Consider the following 7,634-nt stretch of genomic DNA (forward strand, 5'->3'; position numbering starts at 1 on the left):
AGGTCGTGGCCGCGCCGCGCGAGCCGATCCGCATAGACCGCGCCGATGCCCGACGATGCGCCGGTGATGAGGGCCTTCCGTGCGCGTTCGCCACGCGGGCGCGCCGCTTGCCACGGGCGGGACGGCTGGTCGGGACGGACACGGCTTCCTCAATCGCCACCCGAAACCCACATGGCCTCCCCGGAAAGCGGGGGTGGGCGGCAAGATGCGACTGGAGAGGCCCGCTTGAGCGGCCCCGGCACCCGCAGGGCCGCAACGTGAGTGGAGGAGCCGGGCTCAGCCCGGCTTGCCGGGGGCCGCGGGCGGGCCTAGCAGGGAGCGCCGCCCATTCCCGCGCCTCCGGGAGAGGCCACAATCACGCCGCTGCGCGCCAGCGCACGACCGCTTCGCTAGCGGCGGAGCCGCCAACGAACGAACAGGTGCCCCGGCGGCGCGGGCGGGCAGAAGGTGCAGGGTCGGGCTTCGCGGCCAAGACGGCAATCGTCGTCCGGCCGCGAAACCGGGCGCACCGCCCCGCCTGCCAAGCCGGAGCGCCCGCGGGGCCGCGATCAGGCACCGCACCCTGACGGCTGCGCAGCAGCCCGGCAGCGTGCGTCAACAGCCCGGCTCTATCTCACGGGTCGGCAACGCCGGCCCGCCGCCAGACGATCGTCACCGAAGGCCGAGACCCGCACCTGCGGGGCTCGGTGGCGAGGCCCGCCGAGCCATAGAGCGACCGCGCGCGACCAGTGCGCGGGGCGGTTGTTATAAATGCTGGAAAGGGGTCAGGCAGCTTGTGGACATGGCAGTGGCATAACTGCCCTTCGGGCGAGCTACACTCTATCGGCCGGTGACGACCAGGATGCGCCGTTCGCAGGTCAGCCTTTGAGCAGCAGCTTTTGCCAGAACCCGCCACTCGCTCAACGCGAAGCCGTCCGGCAGCAACGCGCAGCACCTGTAACCAACGTTCGACACGGCGGTCTTGGGGAAAGAGGGAAGTGGCAAACCGGCGATACCGGCAGAGGTCGATAGGGCGGCGCAGCAGCAGGATCTTGCCCATGGCGCTGGCGATGCCACGGATACGGTAGCTGAAGACGACCGGCGCGTCGCCAGCCAACGAGCCCGCATCGAGATCGAGGCGAATGTGATGCCAGCCGTCGGACAGTACGGCATGCTCCATACCGTCGCCATCGGCCACCGTCGTCAGCCAGGGTGCCAGCACGGCCGGATCGACCCCATCGGGATCCGACGAATCGGTGGGTATTGCGACGACGTTCAACGTGCCCGGGTCCAGATCGGCATGCCAGACGATCCGGGCTTCCGGGGCTTCGAGCTCCGGGCGCTCGGCGAAAGTGAATCCCCCATTGCGCGGGATCGTCGCTCGGCTGGTGTCCGCTGCTGGTGGCGCCGCGCGTGAGGCTGCTCGCGCGGGCATGCCAGGCAATATAACCGGAATCGCGCCGCAGCCATTCCCACATCAGGCTGGCGCGATCGATGCCGCGCAGGCGTGTATAATCGCCGCCATTGCGCCAGTCGCGACCGGGCGGCGCCGAGCGATCGCGGGTCATGGCGATAAGCCTCGACTGTCGGCCGACCAAATACATCCGTATCGGTCGGAACGAGGTCTGTAATCTCTTTGTAATATATTGGACTTGCCGGATTCGCGTGGCAGACAGAGCACTCGTAAGCTTCTGTTAAGCTACGGAATTCCGGGGGCGGTTTGCCAGCGGTGTGAGAAGCCGGGGGCTGACCAAGAATGAGGGCGATTGCGGGGAACGCGGCGACTTGAGACGCCGCCTGCGGTCGGGTGGGTGCCCTATGGCATGGGTTCGAGGGCGAATGAATTCGTTGCGCGCGTCGCTATCGCGGCGACGCCGGACGACCTGGCCGAGGCGCTCGGCGACATCGGTAGCGACATGGGATTTCAATTTTTCGCGCTGTCGCATACGTCGATATCGCGCGGGCCAACGGTAAGGCGATCCGGGTTCACAATTACCCCGATCGCTGGGCCGACTATTATGACGAGAACGCGCTCGGTGTCTCGAACGCTGTCCATCGTGCCAGCCACGTTACCAGTATCGGCTTTCGCTGGTCGGACATTCCGCAGATGATCCCGCTCACTGCGCGCGACCGTCGCGTGCTGCTGCTCGGCAGCCACCAGGGCGTCGGGGATGGATACACCGTTCCCGCCAACGTTCCGGGCGAAGCCTACGGATCCTGCTCGTTCGCCAACGAAGCCAGTCGACCGATGGCCAATAAGATGCTGCCGCTGGCGCAACTGGCCGGCGTATTCGCCTTCGGGGCGGCGAGACGGCTCTGGTCGGTGCGCGCCTTCGAACGCGCGCCCGCGCCGACGCTGACCGACCGCCAGCGCGACTGCGCGCTGTGGGCGGCTCGTGGCAAGAGCGACTGGGATACGAGCTGCATCCTCGGATTGAGCGAAGAGACTGTCGCGCGCCATATCAGAGACGGGTGCGAGCGTTACGGGGTGAACAAGCGTACATTGCTGGCGATCCGGGCCCTGTTCGACCGGACGCTAACGTTCACCGATATCTTCCGGCGCTGATATACCTCTTTTCTGGTATAGCGCCCGACCCGCCTCCGAGCCGACCCTTGGCCGTCAAGCCAAGGAGTGAACCATGCTACATGTCGTCCAGAGCGACGCCGCTTTCGTACCGGACTGCATCTTCCGAGCGATGTTCGCTGCGCGCAAGTCGGTGTTCGTCGACCTGCTCAAGTGGGACGTTCCCGTCCTCGACGGCCGCTACGAGATCGACCAGTTCGATAACGAATATGCCCGCTACCTGATCCTCGCCGATCGCGACGAGGGTCATCTTGGGTCGGCGCGACTGTTGCCGACGACCCGGCCGCACATTCTCGACAGCCTCTACGATGTGCTGTGCGAGGACGCGCCGCCACGCGGAGAGGCGATCTTCGAAGTGACGCGCTTCTGCCTCGATCGGCGTCTGCGCGCGCAGAATCGTCGCGCGGTGCGCGGTGCGCGGTGCGCGATGCGCTGGTGGCGGCGCTCGCCGGTCACGCCCTCGACCACGGTATCGAAAGTTACACAGCGATCGCCGAATTCGGCTGGTTCCAGCAGATCCTGTCGTTTGGCTGGCGGTGCGAGCCGCTCGGCCTCCCGCACGTCATCGACGGTCAGACGCTCGCGGCTCTGCAAATCTCCATCACGCCCGACACGCCGGCGCTGCTCGCTGCCGCCGGCATCCGCGGGCACCACGCGATTCTTGCCAATGAGCGGCTGGCTGCCGCCTGAACCAAGGAATTGGATCATGACGACCCTCACAAACGACATCGACCATTGGACCGGCGAGCTGCGCCGCGAAGGCTGGTGCATCATCCCGGACGCCCTTCCTGCGGCGACGATCGCCGCGCTCGATGCCGATCTCGCCGATACGTTTGACCGCACGCCGTTCTGCGAGGGCGGGTTCTACGGCGAGACGACGAAGCGGTTCGGTCGCCTGCTGTCGCGCTCGGGCGTGACCGCCAAACTGGTTCAGCAGGATACAATCATGGGTGTCGTCGCGAACATCCTGTCACCCTGGTGCGACACGATCCAGCTCAACGTGACCCAGGCGATTGCGGTCCATCCCGGCGCCCCAGCGCAACTGCCGCACCGCGACCAGGACATGTGGGCAGGCGCGAAGGGCGAAACCGAATATCTCATCAATGTGATCTGGCCGCTGACCGAATTCACCGCCGACAATGGCGCAACGATGGTCTGGCCGCGCACGCACGGGGCCGAAGCGCTGCGATCGAGCGCGACACCGATCCAGAACCTGCCGTAATGTTACCGGGGTCGGCGCTGATCTTCCTTGGTTCCACACTTCATGGTGCGGGCGCGAACCGATCGCCGACGGTCCGCCGTGGCCTGTGGTCGGCTATGCGCTCGGCTGGCTCAAGCCCTATGCGCCATAGTGGCTCCTTGCCGTTGAGGTCTTCGAGCTCGTCCCAGCGCGCGCCGCGAAGCTCGCTCGGCCGCACGGCGGTCAGCGCAAGCAGACGCAGCGCGAGCCGGGTGACGGGCCGCGCCGGGTCCTCCTCGGCAGTCAGGATCATCTTGCGAAGCGGCATGAGTTCCGTGATCGCGGGTTGCCTCCCCCGGCGGAGCGGCTTGAGCACGGCCCCCAGCTTCTCGGCGGGGTCGTGCTGCGCGATTCCCTGGGCGATCGCGTAGACGAACGTCGCGGAAATCCGCTGCCTGATGCGCCTGGCCGTCTCGATCGATCCGCGTGCCTCGATCTCGCGCAGGACGCCAAGGACGATCGGCGGGGTCAGCTGTGCGATCGGCAGCGTACCGATGCTCGGGAAGACGTCGCGTTCGAGACTGCGGATCACATCGCTGCCGTGCACCTTTGCCCATTGCGGCGTCGCGTTCTCATGCCACTCGCGGGCGATGCGTTCGAAGGTCTGCCGCCCGGCTTCGAGGTTGGCCTCGATCTCGAGGTTCTTCGCGATGGAAGGATCATGTCCTTCGCACAGGACGGTGTAGGCTTCGTCGCGCCTGGACCGCGCATCGGCGAGCGACACCAGCGGGTAAGCGCCGAACGCCATCGCCTGTTCTTGCCGTCGTAATTGTAATTCCAGCGCCAGAGCTTGCCGCCGCCGGGCGCGACGAGCAGGAACAGCCTGTGGCATCGGCAATCTTGTAAGGTTTGGGCCGCGGCTTGGCTGTGCGGACCTTTGCATCGGTAAGCATTTTTCCGGTCTCCTGAGATACCTCGTTTTTCGACCGGTCGTACCTCGCTTTCGCGCTTCCGAATCATCGGAAGGGCATGGACGAGTACGGACGGCCGAGGCCGAGCCGGTCGGCTAAACCTCGGTTTTCAGAAGGAAAAAGTCGATGCCGGTGGTCCTCTGCGGACCCCTGCGGAACGTCCGGTGGCGGAGACGGAGGGATTCGAACCCTCGATACGGTTTCCCGTATGACGCTTTAGCAAAGCGTTGGTTTCAGCCACTCACCCACGTCTCCGGCTGCGGCAGGCGGTCGCTGTAGCGGGGGGTCGGGGGGGAATCAACCGCGCGCGGCGTCGCGGATGTGATTGCGGTCCGGCGCATATTCGACTCGGGCCGGCGCGCGTTCATTGCACGGCAAGGCGGAACTTGGTTAACGTTGCGCCGGCCGTTCCGGCCGGGGGTGTGTGGCATGGGTAAGGCTTTGTCGGGGCTGGCGATCGCGGTGCTGCTCCTGGTGCCCGGGGGCGGGGCGGTGATGGCGCAAGTGCGGACGATCGATCCGGACCAGGCGATCGGGAGCGATATGCCCGTCGCGGCGCAGGACCAGGCGACGGCGCAGGCCAAGACCGCGGCGACCGCACGCGCGCGCCAAGCCGCGCCCGCTTACGCATCGCCCGCCGCGAGCAGTGCTTATGACCGCGCGTCGGGCGATCCCGGCCCGGCCGCCACCGCGGTCGACCGCCAATCGGACGCCCGCGAAACCCCGGCACAGCGTACCAACGACGTGCAGCAGACCCGCGCGGAACAGACGACCAATGCCGCGGATACCTATCAGCGCGACGACCTGTTGTCGGCGGGCGAGGGTGTGTTCGGCAAGGGCGCGGCGGGGTTCGCGGGGATCATCGAGAAGATCCTCCGGTCGCAGGGCCGGCCCAACGCCTATATCGCGGGTCACGAGGCGGCGGGCGCGTTCATCGTCGGATTGCGCTACGGCTCGGGGATCATGTCGCACAAGGTCGAGGGGCAGATGCCCGTGTTCTGGACCGGCCCGTCGATCGGCTTCGACGCGGGCGGGGATGCGGACAAGGTCTTCGTCCTGGTCTACAACCTCTACGACACCGCGGACCTGTACCACCGGTTCCCGCAGGTCGAGGGGCGGCTGTATTTCGTCGGCGGGTTCGCGGCGACGTATCTGCGGCGCGGGCATGTCGTGCTGATCCCGATCCGTCTGGGGGTCGGGTATCGGGCTGGGGTGAACCTCGGATATATGAAGATCACGCACAAGACGCGGTGGATGCCGTTCTAGGCGCAGCGCGGCAGGCGGCTGCGCCGGCCTGACACGCGCAAGCCCGGCCGACGCCGCACGAGCGGCGGTCGACGACGCGGGCTTTGCCCGTGGCGCAGTGTTGGCAGTCCCCGTCATCCCGGGCTCGTGCCGGGTCCAAAGCCACAAACGACATCGCCGCGCGGCTCTGGATGCCGGGACAAGCCCGGCATGACGGAATGATCTATTCCACCCGCCACCCCAGTGTCTCGCCCGCCAGGAACGGCACCACCTCCGTCCCCCCCTCACCGATCACCCCTGGGACTACGACGGCATCCCGCACCAGCGTCACCGTGCCTTCGTTCAGCGGCAGCCCATAGAAACGCGCGCCATGCTCGCTCGCGAAACCCTCGAACCGATCGAGCGCGTCGTCCTCGTCGAACGCACGCAGATAGGTCTCCAGCGCGAACGGCGCGTTGAAGATGCCCGCGCAGCCGCACCCGGACTCCTTCGCGCCGACGACGTGCGGCGCGCTGTCGGTGCCGAGGAAGAAGCGCTCGCTCCCCGATGTGGCCGCGCGGCGGACCGCCAGCCGGTGCGCCTCGCGCTTCACGACGGGGAGGCAATAGGCGTGCGGACGAAGCCCGCCGTCGAACAGCGCGTTGCGGTTAAGCAGCAGATGCTGCGGCGTGATCGTCGCGGCGATCGGGTGGGCCGCCTCGGCGACGAAGGCGGCGGCCTCGGCGGTGGTGATATGCTCCAGCACGATCTTGAGCGCAGGGTAATCGCGCGTCAGCGGGGCCAGCGTGCGCTCGACGAACACTGCCTCGCGGTCGAAGATGTCGATCGACCGGTCGGTGACCTCGCCGTGGATGAGCAGCGGCATGCCGATCCGTTGCAGCGTCTCCAGCACGCCGGTCAGCGCGTCGATATCGGTCACGCCATGGGCGGAATTGGTGGTCGCGTGCGCAGGGTAGAGCTTGCACGCGGTGAACACGCCCTCCGCATGGCCGCGCGCGATCTCGGCCGGGTCGCTGTCGTCGGTCAAGTAACAGGTCATCAGCGGGGTGAAGCCGCTATTCCCGCCGACTGCGGTCATGATCCGCGCGCGATAGGCCGTGGCGGCGGCAATCGTCGTCACCGGCGGGGTCAGGTTCGGCATGACGATGGCGCGTCCGAACCGGCGCGCGGTATGGCGCGCGACCGCGTTCAGCATCGCGCCGTCGCGCAGGTGGACGTGCCAGTCGTCGGGCCGGCGGATGGTCAGGCGGTCGGTCATCGCGTCACCCTAGCGGCTTGGAATCGCGCTGCGAAGGCTTAGGTGTCGCGGATGGATGCGACCACGCTTACCGATCGCGCCTTGCTCCGGCTGTCGGGTGAGGATGTGCGCGGGTTCCTCCAGGGGCTGGTGACGAACGATACCGCCATGCTCGCGCCCGATGCGCCGATCTGGACCGCGCTGCTGACGCCGCAGGGCAAGGTGTTGTTCGACTTTATGCTGTGGGACGATGGCATTAGTAGTGGCGGGGGCGCGGTGCTGGTCGATTGCGAGGCGAACCAGGCCGAGGCGCTGGCGAAGCGGCTGTCGATGTACCGCCTGCGCCGCGCGATCGCCATCGGACCGGATGCGCGGGCGGTGCATTGGGCGGCGGACGGCGGGGAGGGCATGCCCGATCCGCGGCTGGCGGCGCTCGGG

The 7,634-nt window shown here is 67.3% G+C and carries 6 protein-coding genes, 1 tRNA gene and 3 pseudogenes; 6 read left to right on the top strand and 4 right to left on the bottom strand.

Annotated features, from left to right (window positions below; all coding sequences use genetic code 11):
- Nucleotides 1-899: 899 nt before the first annotated feature.
- Nucleotides 900-1,583, bottom strand: coding sequence for a transcriptional regulator domain-containing protein (locus HUU99_RS15895; protein ID WP_438827183.1), 684 nt, complete (start codon nt 1,581-1,583; stop codon nt 900-902).
- Between the two features lie 374 nt (nt 1,584-1,957).
- On the opposite strand from HUU99_RS15895, the gene HUU99_RS15035 reads away from it, so the two are divergent.
- The 4 genes and pseudogenes from HUU99_RS15035 to HUU99_RS15045 form a co-directional block, all read left to right on the top strand.
- Nucleotides 1,958-2,545, top strand: coding sequence for a helix-turn-helix transcriptional regulator (locus HUU99_RS15035; RefSeq protein WP_254603263.1), 588 nt, complete (start codon nt 1,958-1,960; stop codon nt 2,543-2,545).
- A gap of 130 nt (nt 2,546-2,675) precedes the next feature.
- Nucleotides 2,676-2,909, top strand: a pseudogene (locus HUU99_RS15845) (acyl-homoserine-lactone synthase); the annotation flags it as partial.
- 74 nt (nt 2,910-2,983) lie between these two features.
- Entirely contained in the window at nt 2,984-3,253 is a 270-nt protein-coding gene (locus HUU99_RS15850) for a hypothetical protein (protein WP_368039968.1), read from the top strand.
- 121 nt (nt 3,254-3,374) lie between these two features.
- Nucleotides 3,375-3,808, top strand: a pseudogene (locus HUU99_RS15045) (phytanoyl-CoA dioxygenase family protein); the annotation flags it as partial.
- 17 nt (nt 3,809-3,825) lie between these two features.
- Here the strand turns inward: HUU99_RS15045 and HUU99_RS15855 are convergent.
- Together HUU99_RS15855 and HUU99_RS15050 are read right to left on the bottom strand one after the other, a co-directional pair.
- Nucleotides 3,826-4,551, bottom strand: coding sequence for a tyrosine-type recombinase/integrase (locus tag HUU99_RS15855; RefSeq protein ID WP_368039967.1), 726 nt, complete (start codon nt 4,549-4,551; stop codon nt 3,826-3,828).
- A 328-nt stretch (nt 4,552-4,879) separates the two neighbouring features.
- A tRNA-Ser gene (locus HUU99_RS15050) sits at nt 4,880-4,969 on the bottom strand.
- A 174-nt stretch (nt 4,970-5,143) separates the two neighbouring features.
- Between HUU99_RS15050 and HUU99_RS15055 the strand changes: the two genes are divergently transcribed.
- The gene (locus HUU99_RS15055) at nt 5,144-5,980 is read left to right on the top strand and encodes a DUF1134 domain-containing protein (RefSeq protein WP_174287391.1); all 837 of its coding nucleotides are present in this window, start codon (nt 5,144-5,146) and stop codon (nt 5,978-5,980) included.
- 202 nt (nt 5,981-6,182) lie between these two features.
- Here the strand turns inward: HUU99_RS15055 and pyrC are convergent, their stop codons facing one another.
- Nucleotides 6,183-7,217, bottom strand: coding sequence for a dihydroorotase (gene pyrC, locus HUU99_RS15060; RefSeq protein WP_174287392.1), 1,035 nt, complete (start codon nt 7,215-7,217; stop codon nt 6,183-6,185).
- Between the two features lie 51 nt (nt 7,218-7,268).
- Between pyrC and HUU99_RS15065 the strand changes: the two are divergent.
- Nucleotides 7,269-7,634: pseudogene (locus tag HUU99_RS15065) on the top strand (folate-binding protein); the annotation flags it as partial.

This window comes from Sphingomonas bacterium (assembly GCF_903642285.1).
Lineage (GTDB): Bacteria > Pseudomonadota > Alphaproteobacteria > Sphingomonadales > Sphingomonadaceae > Sphingomonas.